The 20690-nt window shown below is 42.6% G+C and carries 15 protein-coding genes; 4 read left to right on the top strand and 11 right to left on the bottom strand.

The window, feature by feature from the left end:
* Positions 1–21 precede the first annotated feature (21 nt).
* Together FS458_RS02690 and FS458_RS02680 are read left to right on the top strand one after the other, a co-directional pair.
* Entirely contained in the window at positions 22–474 is a 453-nt protein-coding gene (locus tag FS458_RS02690) for a hypothetical protein (protein ID WP_144697607.1), read from the top strand.
* Positions 475–851: 377 nt separating this feature from the next.
* A complete protein-coding gene (locus FS458_RS02680) occupies positions 852–2390 on the top strand; it encodes a PAS domain-containing sensor histidine kinase (protein WP_144697605.1) in 1539 nt (512 codons plus the stop codon).
* A 287-nt stretch (positions 2391–2677) separates the two neighbouring features.
* Here FS458_RS02680 and FS458_RS02675 read toward each other — a convergent pair whose 3' ends face one another.
* The 4 genes from FS458_RS02675 to FS458_RS02660 form a co-directional block, all read right to left on the bottom strand.
* Entirely contained in the window at positions 2678–4051 is a 1374-nt protein-coding gene (locus tag FS458_RS02675) for a GntP family permease (RefSeq protein ID WP_066398295.1), read from the bottom strand.
* An 85-nt stretch (positions 4052–4136) separates the two neighbouring features.
* On the bottom strand, positions 4137–5171 hold the full coding sequence (pdxA, locus tag FS458_RS02670) for a 4-hydroxythreonine-4-phosphate dehydrogenase PdxA (protein ID WP_144697604.1): 1035 nt from the start codon (positions 5169–5171) through the stop codon (positions 4137–4139).
* Positions 5172–5201: 30 nt separating this feature from the next.
* Positions 5202–6509: a four-carbon acid sugar kinase family protein gene (locus FS458_RS02665; protein WP_144697602.1), complete on the bottom strand. Its 1308-nt coding sequence runs from the start codon at positions 6507–6509 to the stop codon at positions 5202–5204.
* On the bottom strand, positions 6506–7276 hold the full coding sequence (locus tag FS458_RS02660) for a DeoR/GlpR family DNA-binding transcription regulator (protein ID WP_231607332.1): 771 nt from the start codon (positions 7274–7276) through the stop codon (positions 6506–6508). Before FS458_RS02660 ends, FS458_RS02665 begins: the two co-directional genes overlap by 4 nt.
* A gap of 495 nt (positions 7277–7771) precedes the next feature.
* Here FS458_RS02660 and FS458_RS02655 point away from each other — a divergent pair, with 495 nt between their 5' ends.
* Positions 7772–8902 (top strand): fused response regulator/phosphatase, encoded by a 1131-nt coding sequence (locus FS458_RS02655; protein ID WP_144697600.1) that lies wholly within the window; start codon positions 7772–7774, stop codon positions 8900–8902.
* Positions 8903–8945: 43 nt separating this feature from the next.
* Here the strand turns inward: FS458_RS02655 and FS458_RS02650 are convergent, their stop codons facing one another.
* From FS458_RS02650 to FS458_RS02635, 4 genes are all read right to left on the bottom strand, one after another.
* Complete coding sequence (locus FS458_RS02650; RefSeq protein ID WP_144697598.1) at positions 8946–9800, bottom strand: CheR family methyltransferase; 855 nt, start codon at positions 9798–9800, stop codon at positions 8946–8948.
* Positions 9801–9813: 13 nt separating this feature from the next.
* Positions 9814–12570, bottom strand: coding sequence for a CHASE3 domain-containing protein (locus FS458_RS02645; RefSeq protein ID WP_144697596.1), 2757 nt, complete (start codon positions 12568–12570; stop codon positions 9814–9816).
* Positions 12571–12715: 145 nt separating this feature from the next.
* Positions 12716–13318 carry a hypothetical protein gene (locus FS458_RS02640; RefSeq protein ID WP_144697594.1) on the bottom strand — a complete coding sequence of 201 codons (603 nt, stop codon included), beginning with the start codon at positions 13316–13318 and terminating at the stop codon, positions 12716–12718.
* Between the two features lie 287 nt (positions 13319–13605).
* Positions 13606–14373, bottom strand: coding sequence for a LamB/YcsF family protein (locus tag FS458_RS02635; protein ID WP_144697592.1), 768 nt, complete (start codon positions 14371–14373; stop codon positions 13606–13608).
* Positions 14374–14461: 88 nt separating this feature from the next.
* Here FS458_RS02635 and FS458_RS02630 point away from each other — a divergent pair, with 88 nt between their 5' ends.
* Positions 14462–14776 (top strand): hypothetical protein, encoded by a 315-nt coding sequence (locus tag FS458_RS02630; protein ID WP_144697590.1) that lies wholly within the window; start codon positions 14462–14464, stop codon positions 14774–14776.
* A gap of 105 nt (positions 14777–14881) precedes the next feature.
* On the opposite strand, the gene FS458_RS02625 is transcribed toward FS458_RS02630, so the two are convergent.
* From FS458_RS02625 to FS458_RS02615, 3 genes are read right to left on the bottom strand one after another with little or no spacing between them, the layout of a single operon-like run.
* A complete protein-coding gene (locus FS458_RS02625) occupies positions 14882–16024 on the bottom strand; it encodes a glycerate kinase (RefSeq protein ID WP_144697588.1) in 1143 nt (380 codons plus the stop codon).
* Between the two features lie 15 nt (positions 16025–16039).
* Positions 16040–17713, bottom strand: a complete 1674-nt coding sequence (locus tag FS458_RS02620; protein WP_144697586.1) for an alpha-amylase family glycosyl hydrolase — start codon at positions 17711–17713, stop codon at positions 16040–16042.
* The gene (locus FS458_RS02615; protein ID WP_144697584.1) at positions 17713–20379 is read right to left on the bottom strand and encodes a glycoside hydrolase family 38 C-terminal domain-containing protein; all 2667 of its coding nucleotides are present in this window, start codon (positions 20377–20379) and stop codon (positions 17713–17715) included. Before FS458_RS02615 ends, FS458_RS02620 begins: the two co-directional genes overlap by 1 nt.
* Positions 20380–20690: the final 311 nt, after the last annotated feature.

Below are 20690 nucleotides of genomic sequence, written 5' to 3'. Positions count from 1 at the left end.
TTAAATTAGGAGGTTACCATCTTGAATCAGATCCAACACACGTTAGCCAAAGCACTCATAGATGAGGCACCTACGTTGGCTGAGCAGATACTCACACTACGGTTTAAGAAATACCCGATAAAAGATAAACAGCTGTTTGATCGCCAGTCATCGACCGATTATATTATGAAATTAGTCCAACTCTTAGGCAGCTCCCTCGTGCTGTCACCGTCCGCAAGAGAAGATGGACTGAAGTTATGGTCTGTTCAAACCGCTCGCTATGCGCTCGAATACGGTCAATCATTGGATGTGGCGATGCAATCAACGCAATTTATTCGCAGTGAGATTCTTCAAGTGATTGAACGTCTAGCAGAACAAGAAGAAACAAGCGTAAAAGAAGTGATATTTATCATTCAAGAGATAAATCAGATGCTCGATCTATGCTTTCAGGTATTTACCGAAACCTATATGGAGAGTATCTTAGAAGCGATGTAATAAGCTGCAGCGACACTTGATCATTAGATCGAGTGTTTTTTTTGTTTACTTTCCCTAATTTTAATTTCTTCTATAATTATTGTCGCTTTTAGACATCATTGACTTCATTGAAAAGTTGATTGGAGTGCAAGGTGCGAGACTCCTGGGGGATTAGAGTGTCAGGTGAGACACCTAAGGGCACAGAGTGCCGAGGTGGCTCACCGCACTCCCCCCGGAAAGCGAGTATCCTGGAACGGAAATCAACTCCCACAATACTCTCCTAAAGAATTACACAAAAAAAGTTTCATCATTCCTTTTCTTCCAATAGAAGGGATGTTTGTCGAAATGTCGAAGGTTTCATTAGATGCATTCGGAAACCGTTACAGGAGGCAGACCCCATGGAAAGTTGTAGGGATATAGGAACGAAGATAAAAGAAAACAGCAAACAACTTGTATGCAAACTAAAGCCGATCAAGAACTTAGAGACTGACTTTTCGATCTACAAAACCAAAGTCTCTCACTGGATGGACATTCTTTTTCAATACTTAGGTGAAGGCTTATCAGAAAATGTTCAAACCGCTGAAGAAAAGATTAAGAAATGGGCTGATGCATTTGGGCAGCGCTCATCTGAAATGGAGATCCCGCTCGATTACGCTCTACATTTTATCTTCGAATCCCGCGTTATCGTCTCAGAGCTTTTAGAAAAAGAGTTTGAAACTCATGAGTTGAATGCTGATCGCGCCATCTTTGCGGCAAATCGTCTGAACTTGTTGATTGATACAGCAGCTCGTTCAATCGTTACACATTATACGACGTTCATGCATAATACGAAAAAAGCACTTCAACATACGAATCGAAATCTGGATATCTCCATTCTAGAGTTAAATAACATTCGAACCGCTCTATTTGAAGGAACGATCTTCTCCGTCACAGACAAAAACGACCGCATCATTCAAGTGAACGACCATTTTTGCGAATTGACGCAATATACCCGCGAAGAATTAATCGGTCAGGATCACGGCAAGATTTTCTATTCAGGCGTTCATACAGAGAGCTTCGTTCATCATATTCAACAAGAAATTAAAGCAGGACGCGTATGGAACGGTGAGATCTGCAACAAAGCGAAAGACGGCACACTCTATTGGGTGGATACGACGATCGTTCCTTTTCTAGACCGAGAAGGTGTTGCCTATCAGCACATATCGATCCAATACGATGTGACGGAGAAAAAGAAAACAGAGGAGATTTTGTTGAAGTCTGAAAAGGTTTCCCTGATCGGTGATTTGGCCGCGGGAATCGCTCATGAGATTCGCAACCCACTCACCTCCATCGCAGGGCTTGTTCAGCTCATTAACGAATCTGATCAGGAGAAGAACACATTTTTTAAAGACATCATTCTAACAGAGATCAATCGCATCAATTTTATCGTAAGTGAACTGATGGTCCTCGCGAAGCCCCACGCTGTCTATTTCAGCTGGTTCAATATCGTAGAAAGCATTCAGAACGTCATCGATCTGATGCAGCCTGAAGCAAATTTGCGCAACGTGATCATTTCTTTCGAGAAATCGAACATGCCACTTGTTTATGGTGAGAAGAACCAGCTGACACAAGTGATCATCAACATGATTAAGAACGCGATGGAAGCCCTGCCTGACGGTGGTGAGATCTCACTTCGTGCCACTTCCCGAGATGGACACGTTGTTATCTCCGTAAAAGATAATGGAGTCGGCATGACAGAAGAGCAACAAAAAAGAATCGGCGAACCGTTCTACACGACGAAGTTTAACGGAACGGGCCTTGGCCTCATGATTTGCTTTAAAATCATTCAAAACCACGGAGGAGCGATCTTAGTTGACAGCAAACTGAACGAAGGCACCTCCTTTCAGATCACATTGCCCGTACATGCCGCATCAACTGCTGATCCTTTACCTAAATAGGGCTGGATAGTGAAGAATCTACGTGTTGTAGGTTCTTTTTTTGGTGCATATAGCTCGAATTGGATGGGTTAGCGGTGGTCGTGAGTTGTTTTCCGGTGGTCGCCGTTCATTTATAGGTGTAAAGTGAGCGTTTAGCGGTGGATAGATCACGTTTACAGGTGAAAAGAAGCACTTTATCGGTGAACGCGTAACAAATTATAAAAACACGTACCGTAAAACCTCCCCTCCTCAAACAAAAAAGCCTCACCATGATATCAACATGGTGAGACTCTTTATTAAACATCTGTTTAAAAGAACATATTCGCAACTAAAAGTGATACTAATCCTACGAACCAACAGATTGTTGTCGGTACTGACCAGACCATAATCTGCTCTTTCACCTCTTTAATGCCTAACATTCGGTTAACAACCCAGAACAAGCTGTCGTTAAAGTACGAGAAGATCATCGAGCCCATCGCGGCAGCTTGAGCGGCAAGTGCCATGTTTACATCTAGCTGAGAAAGGATCGGTGCTGAGATAGATGCGGCAGTTATCATCGCTACCGTACCACTTCCTTGAACGAGGCGAACAATCGTCGCAACGAAGAACGGAATCAAGATCGCCGGTAGTGGAAGGTCTGCAATTTTTTCAGCGATAAAGTTTCCCGCTCCACTTTCACGAAGTACATTTCCTAGCGCTCCACCTGCACCTGTTACTAATAGGATGATACCTGCTGTCTGAATTCCCTCTTCCATTCGGTCAAGGGATTCAGAGCGACTCAAGTTACCGGCTAGAGCGTAGATCGCTACAATGAGTCCAATACTTACGGCAATAATCGGTTTACCTAAGAAAATTAAAATTCCGTAAAACCCAGATGTAAGCTCGAGTGCAGTTAACGTCGTGTTTAAAAAGATTAATAGAATTGGTAGGACGATCGGTAATAGTGAGCGACCTAAAGAAGGAAGAGCATCCTCTCGCGCACTAGCGAGCTCAATAAACTCTTGATAAGCTGCTTGTTTAGTAGGACGTGTGAATCCTAGTTCAGAATCATCCGGCACTTGATAGATTCTTTTACCAATCCATTTGGCGTATAGAACCCCCGCAATCATAGTTGGAATGGCAAAAAGAAGACCAAGACCGATCATAAGTCCGATATCCACTCCAAAAATTCCCGCTACACCTAACGGACCAGGCGTTGGCGGTACTAAAGAGTGCGTGATTACAAGACCCACTGCTAGAGCTACACCTAACGAAACGACCGACTTCCCCGTTTTCTTAGATAAAGCTTTTACGAGTGGATTTAAAATAACAAACGCTGAGTCAACAAAGATCGGAATGGAAACCACATAACCCGCAATTGCCATCGCCCACTCTTCCTTTTTCCTTCCGACTGCTTTAATGAGTGAATACGCCAGTGTTTCAGCCGCTCCTGAAACTTCAAGAATTCGTCCGATCATCACACCGAGTCCGATTACGATACCGATAGAGGCAAGCGTGCTCCCGAACCCAGCGGAGATGGTATCAGCGACTTTTCCCGGTTCCATTCCGCCGACAAGACCGGCGATTGAAGCCGCGATAATAAGAGCTAGAAAAGCGTGAATCTTTGTTTTTAAAACGAGAAAAATTAATGCAATAACCCCAAGAACTAAACCAGCTACCATTTGTGCTCCTGAAACTTCCATTTCATTAACCCCCTTTAATGTAAGCGCTTTTATTTATTGTTGAAAGAATAGTGAAGGGCATGAGAACCCTTCACTTTCATCTATCTTAAAGACTATTTGCTGTAAACTTCGGTGCATATTGAGCAGCCAGTTTGATACATTCTTCCATACTCGTGCTTTCTGCAATGTTCTTACCAGCGATATCAAACGCTGTTCCGTGGTCTACCGAAGTTCTTAAGAACGGAAGACCGTTAGTGATAGAAATGGTTCGATGAAAATCTGTCATCTTAGCTGCGATATGTCCTTGATCATGATAGAGAGACAACACTGCATCATATTTTCCGTTAAGTGCTTGGAAGAATACAGAGTCTGCTGGAACCGGACCTACTGCGTTGATTCCGTCTGCAACAGCTAGCTCAATACCTGGTTTGATTTGTTCCACTTCTTCCCAGCCAAACAATCCGCCTTCTCCGCTATGCGGGTTTAGACCAGCAACAGCCCAGCGTCTGTTTTCAACGCCTAGACGAGCGAGCGCTCGATCACATCGTACTAAGTAATCATGCACACGTTCTTTCGTCATAGCTGCAATCGCATCTTTTAATGAAAGGTGGCGTGTTAAGAAGAAAATTCTCATTCCTCTTACTTCGAACATCGTTAGAGGATCATCAGAACCTGCAAGTGCTTCAAGCATCTCCGTATGTCCGATATAAGGAACATTCGCGGCTTTTAACGATTCTTTATTGATCGGAGTTGTTGCCAGGGCTTTAACCTCACCTGCTGTCGCAAGCTCTACTGCTTTTTTGATATATTCAAAAGCTCCCTGTCCGCCTTGAGCAGATACTTCACCATACTGAAGCTTGTTCATATCAATGTTGTTTAAGTTAATCACATCAACCGTTCCTAGTTCGTACTTTCCTTCTGCAGGAGATGTTACTTCATTAATTCTGAGGTCTGCACCTACAATCGCAATCGCTTTTTCTAGAACCGCAGCATCTCCGATCACGAGCGGTTTACAAACATCATAGATCTCTTTTTTGGCAAGAGACTTCATCGTAATCTCTGGTCCTATACCTGCTGGATCACCCATTGGAATCGCAATAATCGCTTTTTCTGTTGTTGTCGTTTTTGTTGTCGTTGTCATGTTTCTTCCTCCTTGAGTTTTTTAATAGAATTATTGAACTTGCTTTGTAGATGTTTGGTTTGCTAATAAATGCTTTACGATCGTGTGAATCGCTTTTTTGTCACCAACCATGCCGCCTTTTGTAGCAAGCGGTATACCATCAAAGTATCCACCGATGAATTCACCGTATGCGACAAGAGGAAGTACTTCATTTTTTAACTTGATGCCTTCAGCTCTTCCAACAGAACAGAGTGAAGCCGTCACATCTCCTCCACTGGAAAAGCAGCCGCCAATCTCATAATTCGTTGACTGAATAACAATACGCGTGATCTTTCCTAATCCATCTGCAATTCTTTTCGCGAGTTGATCCTGACTCACACCTTGCTCTTCAGCCAATCGTTTTAGTTCTAATCGTTTTGCCTCTGGCGAGTTGGTCGTGATAATTAAGATGTCTTGGTGGTGGATCGCTTCTAAGGCAGCCGTTACAGCTCTTTGAACTTCAGTTTCCCAGCTGTCCGATAGACTTGCTAATTTTTCAGCATCGACATAGACCGGTTTCGCATCCGTTTTATCGATCAAATACGTTAGCTGCTCACCACTTAAAGAGGTTACGCTTCCGACGGTAACGAGAATCTTTTTACTTTGTGTGTGCAGAGACGTGTAAGCCTTTGCATAATAAGCCGTTAATGGTCCTGGATCTACCGGTACGAGTTGGTAGTCCTCGATCAATGCCATCGCATGTGCAATATCTTCAATCTCTTCATCTGTTACCGCATCCATCACAAGAATACGGCTTCCCTCGTCTATTTTTCGCTTTAACTCCTGAAGGATCGTTTTCTTTCCTTGTAAAACGGTTTCGAGTCCGATGTGTGATACGAGATGTTCACTCTGCTTACTGATAATAGAAGGAACGTACGATTCAGTAAGAGGCATGACCGGATCTTTGGCAACATCTGTCGCTTGAACAGGCACACCATCGACGAGTAAGTAACCGCCGGATGTGATACGGCTTGAATCTGGAAACGATGCAACGACAACCGCAATCGATCGTTCACCAAGTTCATTTAAGACCATGTCGATCTCTGTTCCGATGTTTCCTCTTACGGTACTGTCGATTCGTTTACAGATCACATCTGCGCCCCAACGCTGTAGGTTGCTCATTGACTTTTTTATCCGCATCTCGGACACATCTTTTCGTGCATACCTGCTGTCTGTATCAATACACACTGCGTTGTAACTGCCGGATGCTGGTTCCTGATCGTAATACACCATCGTTGCCGCTTCAAAACCTTGTTTGATCAGTTTTACACCTGTCGCATTGGCACCTGTTAGATCATCTGCGATAACGCCGACTTTCATCCCTTTTCACCACCTTCAACGGTTACAACTTCTAAGCATTCATTCAGCATTTGCTTCGTTTCATCTGTTAGGTGTTGATCTGTAATCAAACCGTGTATTTGGTTTAAGTCACAAACCTTTGTTAAAGATTTTTGATCAAACTTGCTAGAATCAGCCACGAGCCATGTTTTTTCTGATGCTTCAATCATCAGCTTTTTGATCGCAGCCTTCTCATAAGTCGGTGCTGTAACACCCGCTCGGCTGTGGATCGCATGAGCTCCTAAGAAAAAAAGATCTACGTGAATGCCTCTTAACATCTGTTCTGTTAATGGGCCGAACAATGTTCCGATCGAATTTTGCAGTTCGCCGCCAGTCACGATCACTTTCACATCTGTATCAAGAAGCTCAGCTGCAATTTTTATATCATTCGTAACCACTGTGATCGTAGTTTTCTCTTTTAATAATTTTGCGATCTCTAATGTTGTTGTTCCTGAATCTAAAAGAATTGTCGAGTGATCCTGAATGAATTGCAGGGCTCTCTCGGCGATCGCTCTCTTGCGTTCGTTGAATTTTCCTTCTTTCGTTCGGAAAGATGATTCCACGACTAACGGCTTGTTAAGTATTGCTCCGCCATGCGTTCTAATAATCTGGTCAGTTTCTTCGAGAAAGGCAAGATCACGGCGGATTGTCATCGCCGAAACATTTAATTCGTTTACTAGGTCCTCAATTTCAATTTTTCCGTTCTCATTTAATTGTTGAAGAATTTGCTCTCTACGTTCTTTAGGCATTATTTTCATCACCTTTGTTATTTTCGAACATCTTATATGTATTATAATGTTATAAACGAACATAAATGTCAATTAAAATGTTTAAAATGAACATTCTGTTGAGCATTGTGTCTTTTCATGAATAATTACTGTGGCGATAAGTGTCGAAAATCGTTTAAATTATTCTATACGTGAAATTATTGTGGTTATCCGTGAAATTAATACACTTATCCGTGAATATAAATTGGATTACCGTGGATATATTTCAAGTAGTCTATCTAGTGTGTACAAACTGCAATAATGTCCTTACGCTAAACACAGTCTATTACGTAACACACCCCTCGTCTGCTACATCTAGCATAATCACCCCTAATAAAATGTTCCACCACCACTATCCCACTCTAAATAATCTAAAAAATAGTCCCTTTCCACATTTACTTGTATACTAGAGTTATAGAACTGAATGATCTTAGAAAAACACACAATAAATGGTACATATAAGGGGAAGAAGTTTGAATGTCCATTCTGATCGTTGATGATAATACAGTAAATTTATTTGTAATAGAAAAAATATTGAAGAATGCAGGATACGATGACTGCACCTCTCTTTCTTCTGCTCAACAGCTGTTCGATCACCTCGAAGAAAACGAAAAAGAGCTGAACAAAAAGTCGATCGACTTGATTCTCCTTGATATCATGATGCCAGAGATAGACGGGATCGAGGCTTGTCAGCGCGTTCAAAAAGACGAGCGTTTCAAAGACATTCCGATCATCTTCATCACAGCGCTTGAAGACTCTACGAAGTTAGCGGAAGCGCTCGACTGCGGCGGTATGGACTATGTGACGAAACCTATTAATAAAGTAGAATTGCTTGCTAGAATTCGAGTCGCACTGCGATTGAAGTACGAAAAAGATTGGCACGCGGAACAAGAACAAAAGATTCAGAACGAACTCGATCTTGCGATGCAAGTTCAAAAAGGCTTGTTGAATCCGCCGATTAAAGAAGACAACATCACGATAAACGTGTCTCACTTGCCTTCTTTTAAGCTCGCTGGCGATATGTATTATTGGCACAAGTTCGATGAACATCGTTATGGCATCATCTTGCTCGATATGATGGGACATGGGATCTCCTCTTCTCTTGTATGCATGTTCATCTCGTCGGTTATGAGAGACAGCATTAAAGAACTAAGAGATCCGGAGCTCGTGATTAAAGAATTGAACCGTTATATGGCGCTTCTGCATAACCCGAAAAATGACTACAACTACTATTTCACAGGCATCTACCTTTTGATTGATACCGAGAAAAAGACGGTTGAATACGTGAATGCCGGTCATCCGGAAGGCTATGCACTCGTTGATAACTCCCTTCAATCTATCGAACGCAGCTGTTATGCAGTCGGTTTCTTTGAACAGATCGAAGTGAAGAAGTCTGTTATCCATTACGAAGACAACATTCAGATGCTGCTCTTTACGGATGGTGTGTTAGAAGCTGGTGATGATGAAGAATTGATGCTGGAGAAGCTGAAATACGTGGCTTCTGAAAAATGGAGCAACATCCGCTCACCGATCCATCTTGTCATTCCAGAAGAACAACAAAAAGGTCAGAGCGATGATATGTGTATCATGATGATTCAAGCCAAATAAAAAAAGCAGGATAGAAGAGGTCATCACACCCCTTCTTCCTGCTTTATTTTTTTTGATAGATTTTTACTTGTTCAGCAAAGTCTGTATACTTTTGTGCACAGTCAGCAAATTGAATAGATTCTTTATCACCAAGGCCAAGGAAACCATTCGGGCTGAGACTATCGTAAAACAGCTCATGCACTTGATTTTGCAGAGCGGCGGTAAAGTAGATCAGTACATTTCGGCAAAGAATCACGTGAAATTCATTGAACGAGTGATCTGTCACAAGGTTATGCTGCAAAAAACTGATCTGTTTTAATAACGAAGGCTTTAAATAAGCAAAGTGCCCGTCTGTCGTATAGTACTCAGAAAAAGCTTGAGTCCCTCCAGCCGCCATATAGTTCTTCGTGTACGTCCTCATCTTGCTCAGCGGCAGAATGCCTGATCGCGCCTTGTTCAACACGGGTTCGTTCATATCAGTCGCATAAAATTTCGTCTTATGACTTAAGCCTTCTTCTTCCATTAAGATCGCCATCGAATAAACTTCTTCACCCGTAGCACATCCAGCATGCCAGATGCGAATTTCCGGTAGTTCTCTCAGCTCAGGAATCACTTTATGGCGAAAAGCACGAAAGAACTCAGGGTTTCGAAACATCTCCGTTACATTGATCGAAAAGTCGTTGAGCAGCGTTGTCATAAACGCAGGTTCGTGCAGAACTTTTTCTAGCACGCCTGTAATCGTTGAGATCTGTTCAAGCTGCATGCGATTGTGCACACGTCTATGGATGGAGGACCGCATATACTGGCGAAAATCAAATCCAGATATGCGGTACAACCCTTCTAATAACAACTCCATCTCAAGCGTTTCTGTTATGCTATTTTCCTGGTTGTCGTCGTTGTTCCATAAGAAATCCTTCATGGTTGGTCGATCCTCACTTTGTCATCCAAACGTGCATCACAGAAAAGAGCTGCTCGAGCTTCAGCGGTTTGCTGATATAATCAGAAGCCCCTGCTTCTAAGCACTTTTCACGGTCGTTCTTCATCGCTTTTGCCGTTAGCGCAATGATCGGCAAGTCCTTGTGCTCACCTGTTCCGCGTATGCGCTGCATTGTTTCATAGCCGTCCATCTCAGGCATCATAATATCCATCAAGATCAAATCAATCTTTTTGTTCGCATCAAGAACATCCAGACATTCCATACCGTTATTGGCGATCAGAATGTTCATTCCTTTTTGTTCAAGAGCTGTTTTTAGCGCAAATATATTTCGATTATCATCATCTGTGATCAATACCGTTTTACCATAGAACACGTTCTCTTCATCAACTGTGATTGATGGTTGTTCGGCTTCAGGCTCTGCCGGTACGATTTTAGCGGTGATTGGTGCTTCTGCCACAGCTACCAAGCTGCTGGACTGCTCAAGTGCAGTTGCCACTTCGGCTGACGCGCCAAGGAACGTTTGCACAGAAACACTTTCATCCGAGATACTTGGAATCAGAAGTTTAAACGTACTTCCTTTTCCTTCTTCACTTTGAAGCTGCAATCTTCCACCTAAGAGCTTTGCAAACTCACTGCTTATAGATAACCCAAGGCCAGTTCCGCCAAACTTACGAATCGTTGCTCCATCCCCTTGCTGGAAAGCTTGAAAAATGAGTTCGTGCTTCTCTTTCGGTATACCGATTCCAGTATCCTTTATCGCCACTTCTAACCAATAATCAACACCGTTGTAGATGACATCGGTTTGTACTTTTTTCACACTAACAGACACGGAGCCTTTCTCTGTAAACTTAAACGCGTTAGACAGCAGGTTTTTAATGATCTGCTGGAATCGTTTTTCGTCTGTTTGTAGAAGTGTTGGAACATCTGGTGCCATATTGATTGTAAAGTTAAGGTTCTTTTGATCTGCGATATGAGTGAAGTTTCTCTCCAAGTTACTTGGGAACTCACTGAGGTTCACTTCACTAAGCATGATCTCCAGTTTCCCTGCTTCTACCTTCGAAAGATCCAGAATATCGTTGATCAGGTTCAGCAGATCTTGTCCAGAAGAATGAATCACTCGCGCGAACTCTAACTCTTCATCTGAAAGGGACTGATTTCCATTTTCAGCAAGCATCTCAGATAGAATCAAGATGCTGTTAAGCGGCGTTCTTAGTTCATGAGACATGTTCGCCAAAAACTCTGATTTGTATTTTGAGCCAGTCTCTAGCTGTTTCGCTTTCTCTTCAAGCTCTCTTTTCGCGACCTCAAGTGCCTTTGATTTCTCCTCGGCGTCTTGTGAACGTGATTCAAGCTGTTCGTTGATCATCTGCAGCTCTTCCGACTGCATCTGTAATTCTTCCGATTGTGTTTGAAGCTCTTCCGATTGCGCCTGCAGTTCTTCGGTCATCGCTTGTGATTCAGATAACAGTCTTGCGATCTCCATACGATCGATCACTCGGTTGATTGTGAGTCCGAATGTTTCAAGTACTTTTTCAATAAAGGTAATGTGCTGGTTGCTGTATGAATTCAGGCTCGCAAGTTCGATCACCGCTACAATTTCGTCTTCATGCACGATTGGTGCAATCAAGATGCTGTTCGGTTTTGTTTCTCCAAGTCCAGAAGAGATGAGCGTGTACTCTCCTTGGATCTTCTCGACCACTTGAACTCGTTTTTCGAGTGCACATTGTCCAATAAGACCTTGTCCTAGCTTAAAGCTAGATCGTCCAACATCTGCAGCTGTATCTGCAAACGCTCCTTTTTTTACAAACCGAGTGTTCTCGTCCTTGCCTTCTTTAATATAGAAAGCACCGTATGACGATTCCGTAATCTGTGCGGTCGCAGAAAGGAAAATCTCGGCTAACGTTTCAAGTGATGATACGCCTTGGTTCTTACTCACAACATCCGTTACACTGCGCTGCAGCCAGTCACGTTCTTCAAAAGAATTCAACAGTTCGTTCGTTGCTTCTCCTAAATCACGAATCTCATCGTTCGATTTTACATGAATGCGACTGCTCAAGTTTCCGCCTGTCGTCATGGCGCGAATCGTGCCAACGACTTCTTTTATCGTCTTGATGATCGATCCTGAAATGACCCATGCCAGAGCCACTGAAACGACAATAACAAACGCAAGCAAGCTAAAAAGACCGATCTCTAAGTATCGATTTTGTTCATTTAGATTATTTGCACGTTTTTGTGTGAGACTCTTTTCTGTATCACGAAAAGAATCAAACTGCTGTAGAACTTTTTCTGTCTGAGATTTTCCTGGATCTTGTTTAAAAAATTCAGCAATACCCGCCGTGTCATTCTGCTGTTTCATTTGGATCGGTGGATCACCTGCAACAGCAACCCAATTTTGAATGTTTTCATTGATCTCAGCAATTCTCTTTTGCTGACTCGGATTATCCGATAAAAGCTGGTTCAGGGTGTTAAAGTCTTTTGACCATTGAGAGCTCGCTTCATTATAAAGCTGAAGGTAGCTTTCATCTCCCGTAATGATGTACGCACGCTTATTGGTTTCCATTTTCAAAAGATCCTTTTCAATCTGACTCGTAAGATCTCGAACCGCAAAATCATGCTGGATAATAAAGTTCCTCTCACTCTTCATTGTGTCCAACTGATTGGTTACCGCAAGAATAGCAGCAATTAAACAGATAATGATCACAATATAGCCAGTAATAATCTTCTGGCGAATCCCGAATCTAAAATTATTCATCCCCTATATTCCTGCCTTTTTACAAAAAATGTTTTTATGCCTAATTATACTGTTATTTGTGAGATAAAGGTAGTAAGGAAGGCCGTGGAATGTGCTGGAAAAAGAAAAAACTAGATCTTTTTTACTGAGATCTAGTTTTAGGCGTTTAGTTTGTGTGTTGCAGTTTGTCTTTATAGTGAAGTGCAGATAGCAATTTTAGTCCACCTAAGGTTTTGATTTGTTTTTCAAGTATGGTGAGTGCTTCGTTTTTGTCGCCGTTTCGTCTGAGTTCTTCCACTGTTAACCACGTCACATAATGAGGGTCTTTTAGCTGGTTTTTATGTTGCTCGTAATCTTTTTGTCTGCCTTCTTCCATCGCAACGATTGCGGCATAATAATGAGTTAGATTACTTTTTTTCATAGTTTGTAAATGCGCCTTCACATCTGCCCATCTTTCTTGTTGTGTAAAAAGCAGGATTTCTGCATATTTCCTTGACTGATCTTGTTTGATTTTTGTGAGTCTCATTTCTGCCTCACGTTCTTTTTCATATAAAAACGCGTGTAGGAAGCGGTGGTATGGTTGTTTTGATTTTAGTAAGTACCTCTTTACTTTTTCGGCATCTTTTTGCCACAGTAATGGATAGAGAAGTGCTAGGAATGAGCTTGCTACGAATAATATCAGCAGTGTGATGAACATCCACGTTTGTGCACCAAGTACCGAGAGTGTGAATGATAGGATGAATAGTGTGAGGTAGAGAATCCAGATCATAGGTGTGATGATTCCTTTCTATAGTAGGAGTTTTCCAGATATTATTATGACATATTATTACATGAAGAGGAGGTTTTTACGGTACGTGTTTTTATATTTGTTACACGTTCACCGGTAAAGTGGGTGTTTTCACCTGTAAAGTGATCGTTTCTACCTGTGAACCATCATTTTTCACCGCTAACTGTACCTTGACCACCTGAAATTCGCTCCTGACCACCTGAAACCAAACTCTCACACATAAAAAAAGAGCCCAAAGGTGCAACCCTTTGAGCCTACTTCAGTCTGATCTAAATACTTTCTCCGATTTTACGAACAGAAATTCCAGAATCCTCTAACGTTTGTCTAATTTTTTTCGCAAAACTTAACGCATGCGCACCATCTCCGTGGATGCAAACCGTATCTGCTTTAATATCGACGTCAACATCTTGCTGCGTCATCACTTTTCCCTCTTTTGCCATACGAATAACTTGTGCGACAGCCGCATCATCATCCGTAATCACCGCATGCGGCAGTTTGCGTGAAGTAAGCGTGCGATCTTGCTGATATGTTCGGTCAGCGAAAACTTCAGATGCTGTCTGCAAGCCGATCTTTTCACCTGCTGAAACGAGCTCACTGCCTGCAAGTCCAAATAAAATAAGCTCAGGGTTAACTTTGTATACCGCTTCGGCAATCGCTTCAGACAGTTCACGATTCACCGCTGCCATGTTATAAAGCGCGCCATGCGGTTTCACGTGTTGAATCGTTCCACCTTCAGCCTTCACGAATCCCCACAATGAGCCGATCTGATAAACAACCATCTCATACGCTTCTTGAGGAGAGATGTCGATGTTGCGACGGCCGAATCCAGCGAGATCAGGCAATCCTGGATGAACACCGATACCAACTTCATGGTCTAGCGCGAGTTTTACCGTCTTTCTCATCGTAGCAGGATCTCCCGCATGAAAACCGCATGCAATGTTTGCTGACGTTATGTATTTTAAAATCTCTTCGTCTGTTCCAAGCTTGTAAGCGCCAAAACTCTCGCCCATATCGCAGTTAATATCAATAATACTCATGAAAAGACCTCCCACTTTTTAAACAGTTGTTTAATTTACACCAACTGTACGATAAGTTTTATATATTGTAAAATGTTTAGGAAGACTAATGAAGGAGGTGATACATGTGGAAAAAGTACTGAATGAAATTCTAGTAAAATTACTCAGCATCGATAATAAGGTTTCTGAACTGGATAATAAGGTGAGCAACTTGGATAATAAGGTGAGCAATCTCGATAATAAAGTGACCAGTTTAGATAATAAGGTAACGATCTTAGAAACTGGCCAACAACAGATTGTTACTAGACTGAATACATTAGAAACAGATGTAAAAGATGTTAAAGCTACTGTCAGTCGGATCGAAGTTAGTCAAAATGATGATGTGATCGGGTTATTAAAAGTGATGCAAAAACAAAAGCACTAACCTCATGTCGTATAGATTACTTCAGAAAAAGCCCTCGCTTGTACATCTCTAGACATTTCATTATTCTCAATTCCTAAAAAAGGAAAGCCCCTTGAGAACAAGAAGCTAATTTATTTTCAAATGTATCAAGCGCGCTATATTTCCCGCTGTTTTTTCCACATTAGTCGCTCCATGCAGCAATGCTTCCTCTAACGTCACCACACCGTTCATTACGCTAAAAACAGCATCAATTCCGTGATCGTACACCGCTTCATAATCAGGACCGATGCTGCCAGCAATCGCAACAACGGGTACACCGTTCACAACAGTCTTCGCTCGTTTCGCTACACCTACTGGCGCTTTTCCATGAATGGTTTGAGAATCGATTCGCCCTTCTCCAACAATCACGAGATCCGCATCCTGAACCGCATCTTCAAAGTGGATTACATCAAGCACAAGATCAATTCCGCTCTGCAGCTTTCCATCTAAAAACGCCACGACTCCTGCACCAAGGCCTCCAGCAGCACCAGCACCTGGCAACTCATCTACAGCAACACCAAGATTTCGCTCTACCACTTCAGCGTATCGTTTTAAACTTTCATCTAAAATACCTACCATCTCAGGAGTCGCACCTTTTTGCGGTCCAAAAACTGCCGATGCCCCGTGCGGTCCTGTTAACGGGTTTGTTACATCACACGCCACATCTACTTTTACCGACTGCAGTCTAGCATCCAGCCCCAACACATCAATCGTCAAAAGTTCACGAAGCGCTTCACCACCAGCAGGCAATTCCTCACCGTTCACATTCAAAAACTTCACACCAAGTGCAGACGCCATGCCAGCACCGCCATCGTTTGTCGCAGACCCGCCAAGACCGAGCACGATCCGCTCCACTCCTCGATCAAGAGCATCTAGAATCAGTTCACCTGTTCCGCGTGTTGTTGTCACACAAGGATTCCGCTTCTCTCTCGGAACAAGATGCAGACCCGAAGCGGCAGCCATCTCGATCACTGCCGTCTTCCCATCACCAGTTACGCCGTAAAAGGCAGCTACTTTTTCACCGAGCGGACCTGTTGCCTCCACTTCGACCATCTCGCCGCCTGTCGCATCTACAACAGATGTAACCGTTCCTTCTCCACCGTCGCCAACAGGCACGTGCACATAATCTGCGTGAGGATACGTCTTTTTAAAACCAGCTTCCACTGCTCTACAGACCTCAGCTGCTGTCATACTTTCTTTGAATGAATCAGGAGCGATGACAATCTTCATCCGTGTCCACCTACTTTATTTTTTAATCCACATAAACTGATATGGAACAAGTTCAACAGTTCCTTCAACAGAATTGCCGCTCCACAAGTCCTCGCCACAAAAAGGAAGCTCCACATCAATCAGTTTGTTCGATGCATTCATCACGAACAACACCGTTTCACCTGTTTCTTCATTTCTGCGAACCAGTGAGAATACCTGCTTCCCAAGGTCTAGAATCGACTGTGAAGCAAAGGGTGAGAACGCTGTTTCCTGCTGACGCGTACGAATCAAACGCTTCAATCCTGTAAACACTTTTTGACGACGAGTAGATGTTTCTAACTCCGAAACGAGTTCATCGTATTTAAACTTCTGTCGATTGATCCGACGGTTGATTCCTGACGACTTCAACCCTTCATAATCGTTCCGAGAACCTAACAATGAGTGATAATAGACAGCCGGAACACCCATTACGGAGAACAAAACAGAATGTGCAGCAAGCATTTTCTGCACTTGCATATCTTCACTCGTATCTTCTTCTTTATTGATGAGCGCGTCCATGTAATTGATGTTCAGCTCATAAGGAGATTCCGTTCCGTCAGGGTTACTCTTATACGAAACACGACCGCCGTTATTCAACACTTTCTTAGCCATTGATGAACGTTCTTCTTCTGTTAAGATGCCTTCTGTTGGCCGCATGCCGATACCGTCATGACTCGCTAAAAAGTTAAAGTAAGTAGCAGAATCAGACACCTTTTCAATTGACTTCGCCCAACCCGTCAGCTTACTCGCATCATGAGTCGTTAACGTGTGCAATACGAGCGGCGGCAGTGAAAATTGATACACCATATGCGCTTCATTGTTGCCGTCACCAAAATAGCTGATATTTTCTTTATGCGGAACATTCGTCTCTGTGATCAAGAGCGTATTTAATTGCAATTCTTCTAAAATCTCGCGCCACAACTGGATGATGGCATGTGTTTGAGGAAGATGAATACATGTTGTACCCGATTCTTTCCACATGAAACCGATCGCGTCTAGACGAATGCTTGTCCCACCTCGGTTCGCATAATCTAGTAAAATATCCGTCATCTCAAGCAACGCAGGAAAATGCTTAAAGTTCACATCCACCTGGTCTTCAGAGAATGTTGTCCACGCTGTCTTTCCACCTTCGTACTCGTGAAATAGCGGAGAGGTGCGGGGACGCACGACGTTTGAAGCATCGAAACCATCTTCTTTCGGGGTAAAATAGTTCACATATTCTGCTTCACCCTTCAGGTAGCCTTGAAACCACTTGCTCGACTTCGACATATGGTTCGCTACAAAATCAAACATTAGACGATAATCGCCTGACAAACGTTCAATATCCGCCCAGTTCCCTAGTTCAGGGTGGATTTCACGATAATCAACGACCGAAAAACCATCATCAGACGTATACGGAAACATCGGTAACAAATGTACATCCGTAATCTCATCTGCCGCGTATTCGTTAATGAACTTGTTCAGCGTTTTTAACGTTGATTCTCCTTCTTCTTTAATGATGTCGCCGTACGTGATCAGATACACATTTTTTTCAGAGAGTGGAGCTGTCTCGCTCCACTTTTTCTCTCTCCAACCCTCTACAAGCTTTACGATCTCTTCTTTATAATCAGGCGAAAAATCTTCGCCATAGATTGTTTTTAACAGACTCTCAGCTTTCACAGAAAAACTCATTACACATTCTCCTTCATACGAAGCTTTAATGTGACGTATCCTTTTGCTGTAACCGTCACTTCGTCTTTCACGTCGATCACACTTTTTTCGTTCAGTTTCGTTTGTAGAACAGATTGGATGTGTTCACTTCTTAAGACAACTGTCTGCTCTACCTCACTAGGGTTAAACAAACGTAAGATGACCGAATCATCGTCGTGCGCTTTTTTCATCGTGCTCAAAAACAAGTCGCCTTCTGACTCAAACAAGCTGAATCTCGCAGGCAAGATATCTACTGGATATGGAATCTCAAAACGATCGAGTCTTTCTTCAAACGTGTTCAACGCTTGCTTTTGATAACTCACACTGTGTCCGCGATATTCATCTACCGTGTTAAACAACTGTTTAACGTCATGACCTTCAGTGACCATAATCGCGTACTCAAATGACATTTTTGTTTGCATTTGAGCATCCGGTGTATGAACGACTTTATTGTTGATACCTGACGCGCGACCTGGTCTCCAAGCTAAATTGTCACGGCCAAGCAAACCTACGCTTCGGAACAATGTTAAAGCGAGTTGCCCCGTTTCTTTGATCAACTCATATTCTTTGATGCCTTTCGTGATAACAGCAGAAGTTAATTCTCCATTCGTTACACCTGCTAGATTTTCTAGCGGATAGAACGGCACCGGTGCTTCAGCGAACTTCTCTTTTTTCCAGTTTTCCATGTACGGATTAACCGTCGGGCGTTGAATCAGACTGAATCCTTGATCGCCGAACGAGTCATCTGGTCCTTCAACAGAAGTTTGCAGCAACACACGAACGCGGTGATCTTTTACTTCATTTTCAATGTCATGGATAACTCGTATAAAATCTTCACCCTCGCGAAGTTCAAATCGGGTTACAATGACTAGGTTTCCTGTTGCATCTCCAACTTTTCGTTCTTCCAAGTCTTTCGACACCTGTAACAGATGTACGACTTCCATGAACTCGACACCATTACTTCCCTCTACATATACAGATTCGATCTCTCTTGAATAGATCGGCGAGTCTCCAGCAAGCGGAGAAAAGTCATACGAATCTCCCGCATCCGCAACATTTTCAAACTTTACAAAATCAGAGATCGTCTTGTTCAGTGTCTTCACCTTTAAATGTAATCTTCCATCTTCCTCATAAATTCGGAAGCTCTCATTTTCGATCGCTCGGTTGTCTTCAACTTTCGGAGCTACATGTTCGATCACTTCATCTTCCACCACTTCAAATGTTTCATAGCCCATGGATGGAAGTTTCACATCGCGTAAAAGTACTTCATTTCGGTAATAACCTGGCGCTTCTACTTCTTTTTCACCATCCGCGGTCACGACGATCGTCTTTCCGCCTGAGATATATTCCTGATTCAATACGTCGAACAAAACAGTCTTTCCGTCTAAATCACGAACACCAAACCCTTTTTCTTTCGTGAAAAAAACCACTTTTTGCGAACCTTCGAACGCTTTAGGAAGCAGATGGAACATAATAAAGATTGAGTCTTTCCCAAGCTGACGGCTCACAGCTTCTGTTATTTGTTTTTTTAAGAGATTCAAACAGCCATCAGCGATTCGGATAACCTTTGTAAGACGATTCACGATTTCTTGATTCGTGTCATCAGAGTTACACCCACCGATGCTATCATGCGCATGAACGTCGAATAGCATCTTCCACATCTCATCCAGCCATCGTTGCGGATATTTAAAGCCTAGCGTACTCGCCAGACTTGCCAAAGGTTCTAGTTCATAAATGACCTTTTCTTCAGCCATATCATTAAGTTTTTTGATGTCATAACGCTGTGAACGGATCGTATTATGAATACGAGATTTTTGAGTCGCGATCAGCTCACCCTGTATCACGTTCTTAAAATCTCCTTCTTCCCACGTATCCTTCATGAACGTCTCATAGTCAGAGAGCACATATTCATGTTTCTCATCTTTTTCGTTCAGTTTTTTTACCGTTTCAGGAAAATGCTCTCGAACGAGCACTTGGTCACCACCAGCTGGCAACAACAAGTTATCCGTTCCCGCGTTCAGATCAGCTATTTTTTCTAAAATCAGGAGCAATCGCTCTTCCATGTACTGAGGATCATCTGATAAAAATTTTCCTGGACCATAACCGAAGTAGATATTATTCGCCTTCACGCTCTCGCCGTCTGGTGATTGCCACGTGAAGTTCAGATCACCGTTCAACTGATCGGTATAAATCCCGCGCTGCAACACGCTATAGTCGATATCAAATTCTTTGAACATAGACGGAAGATATGTGTTCTGACCAAAAATATCAGGCAGGTAACCAACGTTCAGGGAGTGACCCATCTTTTCAGCGATCCGCGTTCCGTACATCAAGTTGCGGATTAATGACTCTCGGTTCACAAGTAGTGAATCCGCTTGTGTGTACCAAGGCCCTACAAAGATACGTTTATCCGCGATCAAATAGCTCAATCGTTCTTTTTCTTCTGGACGAATCTTTAGATACTCATCAATGATCGAGCTCTGCGCGTCAAATACATAGCCCGTATACTCAGGATCTTTCTCCATCACATCCATCAATCGGTCCATGTTTTCTACGAGTAATAGGTTTGAATCTTCTATAGTAAAGTACCACTCACGATCCCAATGCGAATGCGGTACGACGTATACCTTTTTTTGTTTCTGTTTCATGCTGTTTCCCTCCCGTGTTGCTCACGTTTAATAGAAAGAGGGGTCATCTTTTTACAGATGCGCCCCTTTTTTAATTTTGAATGCTTATTTTTCAGCTCATATCGACGTATTGTTTAAACAGTTTGGATTTTACGGTACGTGTATTTTTATTTGTTACACGTTCGCTCAAACTGGTCTTTGTTTCACTCATAACATCCTCTTTTTCGCTCATTGGATCATATCTTTCGCTCAACATATATCTCTGTTCGCTCAAAACACCCTTAGTTTCGCTCAAGAGATTAAATATTTACTAAGATTATTGCTCCTGGAGC

This window comes from Fictibacillus phosphorivorans, from assembly GCF_007673525.1.
Lineage (GTDB): Bacteria > Bacillota > Bacilli > Bacillales > Fictibacillaceae > Fictibacillus > Fictibacillus phosphorivorans_C.
Note: the sequence above shows the minus strand (reverse complement) of the source record. Positions and strands in the feature narration are given on the sequence as shown.

Bases quoted from the DNA above. Each gene is read 5' to 3' on its own strand.
- FS458_RS02650 (WP_144697598.1), bottom strand. From the start codon at position 9,800: ATGAAGGATTTCTTATGGAACAACGACGACAACCAGGAAAATAGCATA.
- FS458_RS02625 (WP_144697588.1), bottom strand. From the start codon at position 16,024: ATGAAGATTGTCATCGCTCCTGATTCATTCAAAGAAAGTATGACAGCA.
- FS458_RS02620 (WP_144697586.1), bottom strand. From the start codon at position 17,713: ATGAGTTTTTCTGTGAAAGCTGAGAGTCTGTTAAAAACAATCTATGGC.
- FS458_RS02630 (WP_144697590.1), top strand. From the start codon at position 14,462: ATGAAGGAGGTGATACATGTGGAAAAAGTACTGAATGAAATTCTAGTA.
- pdxA (WP_144697604.1), bottom strand. From the start codon at position 5,171: ATGACAACGACAACAAAAACGACAACAACAGAAAAAGCGATTATTGCG.
- FS458_RS02635 (WP_144697592.1), bottom strand. From the start codon at position 14,373: ATGAGTATTATTGATATTAACTGCGATATGGGCGAGAGTTTTGGCGCT.
- FS458_RS02655 (WP_144697600.1), top strand. From the start codon at position 7,772: ATGTCCATTCTGATCGTTGATGATAATACAGTAAATTTATTTGTAATA.
- FS458_RS02680 (WP_144697605.1), top strand. From the start codon at position 852: ATGGAAAGTTGTAGGGATATAGGAACGAAGATAAAAGAAAACAGCAAA.
- FS458_RS02640 (WP_144697594.1), bottom strand. From the start codon at position 13,318: ATGATCTGGATTCTCTACCTCACACTATTCATCCTATCATTCACACTC.
- FS458_RS02615 (WP_144697584.1), bottom strand. From the start codon at position 20,379: ATGAAACAGAAACAAAAAAAGGTATACGTCGTACCGCATTCGCATTGG.
- FS458_RS02675 (WP_066398295.1), bottom strand. From the start codon at position 4,051: ATGGAAGTTTCAGGAGCACAAATGGTAGCTGGTTTAGTTCTTGGGGTT.
- FS458_RS02665 (WP_144697602.1), bottom strand. From the start codon at position 6,509: ATGAAAGTCGGCGTTATCGCAGATGATCTAACAGGTGCCAATGCGACA.
- FS458_RS02645 (WP_144697596.1), bottom strand. From the start codon at position 12,570: ATGAATAATTTTAGATTCGGGATTCGCCAGAAGATTATTACTGGCTAT.
- FS458_RS02660 (WP_231607332.1), bottom strand. From the start codon at position 7,276: ATGCCTAAAGAACGTAGAGAGCAAATTCTTCAACAATTAAATGAGAAC.